The organism is Actinomycetota bacterium, assembly GCA_036280995.1.
Taxonomy (GTDB): Bacteria; Actinomycetota; CALGFH01; order CALGFH01; family CALGFH01; genus CALGFH01.
The window spans coordinates 1-2,196 of record DASUPQ010000898.1 but is presented as its reverse complement, the minus strand read 5'-3'; the positions used below and the strand labels follow the sequence as shown (position 1 = coordinate 2,196).

Here is a 2,196-nt window from a genome sequence, read left to right as displayed (position 1 = left end):
TCCACAGGCCGGGGTTGATGCCTACGAACAGCAGCCTCAGCCTGGGTCCGACCAGGTCCGGGACGGAGGCGTTCCGGTAGCTCCGCAGCTCGGCCTTGGTGAATCCCACGGATCGTTACTCAACCAGAGCCAGCAGCTTTCGATAAGGGTGCAGCTCTTCTGGAGGGACTACGCGGCGAGTGGGATGACGTGGCTGGCGTAGCGGGACTGGTGGACTCGCTGTCGTTCGCGTTCGAGGTGGAATCGCCAGTAGGTGTCGAAGTCTTGGTTCGCGCGGACGGCTCGTAGCTTGAGTACGGCTTCGGCGCCTTCGACGCTCCAGCGTGCCCCGGTGATGTCCATGCGGTCGGCGACCAGGTGCCGGCAGGCGCCCTCGATGATCCCGGTGGCGATCGGCCAGCCGGAGGCGAGGGCGGTGGGATAGTCCAGGTAGGTGGCCTTGTTGACCAGGTACTTGGCGCAGGCGTCGGCCTTGGCGCGTTCGGTCGGGGCGAGCTTGGCGGTACTGGCTCGGCGCCGGATGCCGGCGGCGACCTGGACGGCGTCGCCGTTCAGGATGGCCTGTGCCCGCTGGTGCACCCAGGTCTCGGCGTTGGGGTCGGCTTCGGCGAAGAAGCACCAGGCCGCACCCCACAGGTACTCCAGGACGTGGATCAGATCCACGACGATGGCGACCTCGACGCCTCGGGTGCTCGCCTCGGTGTGGATGCGTTGGATCTGGTGGTTGTTGCCGTCGACGAGGGCGACCCAGCGGCGGCGATGCTCGGGGTCGCGCCGTTCGGCCTCGTCGAACACTGCGGCGACGACCTCGGCGGCGTCGTCGACCACACTGGCGGTGAGCCACTTGTTCTTGGCTTTCGGCGCCGGCGCCGGTGCCGGTCGGTCGTTGTCGTGTCTGCTGGCGAGCACGTCGCCGGGCTGGCGGGGCACCGGGGTGAGGTCGTAGACGGCGCCGACCTCGGCCAGTCGTTTGCGGTTGCGTTTCTCGCCCTTGGACAGTCGGGTGGCGAGCTTGGTGCTCGCTTTCGCGGCGGCCTTGGCGGTGGCCGGGCGCAGCGAGTCGGGCCGCATCACGATGCCCTTGCCGTCGGCGGAGAGGACCAGCACGTCATCGGCGGCGGGCTGGGTGTGCTCGGCGGTGGCGTAGAAGTCGGCGATGTCGACCGCGGCGCGGGCGGTGAGCTGCTCGACCTGGCGTCTGCCGACCCGCTGGCCGGTCGCGCGGGTGATGGCGGCGCCGGCCTGGTCGAACGATCCCCGGGTGGACTCGGTCGCGGCCAGCCGGCGCAGCCCGTGGGAGTGCCGCTCCAGGGGTAGGTTCAGCGCCGCGTCGGCGGGGTGCAGGTTGTGGTGGCCGCGGTGGCGGTAGGCCAGCCGTTCCACCTGGACGGGGCCGAACACGCTGGCCAGCGTGCGCCGGTGACCGGTCTCGACCGCGGCATGCACGACCGCGTCCTGGTCGGCCACCGCGGCCAGCCGCGGCTCGTTGGCCGCGCGCAGACTCAGGTGGTCTTGCAGCATCCGCCGCAGCAGCTCCCGGCCCCGGCAGGCCAGCTCGTCTTCCAGCTCGGCGTGGGTCATGCCGATGGCCTGGCCGCCCTCCAGCCAGTCCAGCAGCCGGTCGAAACAGCCCCGGGAGTCGGCGCCGAGAACGGCCGGCTGCCCGGTCGGGCCGGTCATCGGCGGGTGCCGTGGGCGGCGCGGCTGCCGCGCAGCCGGGCGATGCCCTCGGCCGCCTGCGCGTCCAGATCGGCTTTGGCCTGCTCATAGCGGGCCAAAGCCGCGGTCACCTCCGCCACCTCGGCGGCGGTCAAGGTCAGCGTCTTGGTCCGCCCGTCCTCGGTGAACCGCAGGGCCGGGCTCTCGTGCGGCTCCCCGGTCGCGCAGCGGCAGGTCGGCTTCCCGCAGCGGCGCCGGAACGTGGTCAGGCTGCCCTGCAGCAGCAATGGTCGGCTTCGATTCGCGATGCACGGCATGCTAACCCCAATCTGTATCCATCGATAGATACAGACAGGCAACCGCTCCCTCGGGCCGAAGTCGGGGATTTCCACGCGTGTCGGGCGATCAGGACGCTGCCCTCACCAACATGGGAGCATCACTCCAGACGAGCCGCACCCGAAACCGCTGATGCCGTTGGTCAGGAAGCGCGTCGGATCAAGGGAGCGACTTCTGGCAGCCGGTCGCACTGCGCGTCTT

At 70.4% G+C, this 2,196-nt stretch carries 3 protein-coding genes; all 3 read right to left on the bottom strand.

Translation table 11 applies throughout. The features are described from left to right. The coding region (locus VF468_29955) for a mismatch-specific DNA-glycosylase (protein HEX5882510.1) at positions 1–109 on the bottom strand (109 nt) is incomplete at its 3' end. A 59-nt stretch (positions 110–168) separates the two neighbouring features. Further along, positions 169–1,680 carry an ISKra4 family transposase gene (locus tag VF468_29950; protein ID HEX5882509.1) on the bottom strand — a complete coding sequence of 504 codons (1,512 nt, stop codon included), beginning with the start codon at positions 1,678–1,680 and terminating at the stop codon, positions 169–171. Next, positions 1,677–1,946, bottom strand: coding sequence for a DUF6788 family protein (locus tag VF468_29945; GenBank protein ID HEX5882508.1), 270 nt, complete (start codon positions 1,944–1,946; stop codon positions 1,677–1,679). The genes VF468_29950 and VF468_29945 overlap by 4 nt, the downstream gene beginning before the upstream one ends. Positions 1,947–2,196: the final 250 nt, after the last annotated feature.

Excerpts from the sequence above, each read along its gene's own strand:
- VF468_29950 (HEX5882509.1), bottom strand. The coding sequence starts at position 1,680 with ATGACCGGCCCGACCGGGCAGCCGGCCGTTCTCGGCGCCGACTCCCGG.